General features: G+C 64.0%; 2 pseudogenes. Both read left to right on the top strand.

Features of this window, described 5'->3' with window-relative positions:
- Positions 1-187, top strand: a pseudogene (locus HMPREF2924_RS36250) (DUF2786 domain-containing protein); the annotation flags it as partial.
- Between the two features lie 5 nt (positions 188-192).
- Positions 193-267: pseudogene (locus HMPREF2924_RS37090) on the top strand (HNH endonuclease); the annotation flags it as partial.

The raw sequence follows: 267 nt of genomic DNA, 5'->3' as shown, positions 1-267 counted from the left end.
CATCAAGGCCTACCTCGAACTACACCATCCGGAGCTGAAACTCCTGGAGCCGGCAGCGCCGACGAAGCCCCTGGCCTATGACCAGGCTTCGCTGCACGCAGGCTGGGAGCACGGCAAAAACACTCGCCTGCACCGCGGCGTCAGCCGGCGAGTTCAGGGCGCGCTCGAGCAGGGAGGTTCCCGATGACTCGCAAGGACAACAACAAGCAGAACGTCGTCATCGACAACCTGGAGCTCATCACCCGGGCCGAACGCATGCGCCGCAAC

Origin of the sequence: Pseudomonas sp. HMSC063H08 (assembly GCF_001813645.1) — a bacterium.
Classification (GTDB): Bacteria; Pseudomonadota; Gammaproteobacteria; order Pseudomonadales; family Pseudomonadaceae; genus Pseudomonas; species Pseudomonas aeruginosa.
The sequence above is the reverse complement of the archived record's forward strand: the minus strand, read 5'-3'. Positions and strand labels throughout refer to the sequence as shown.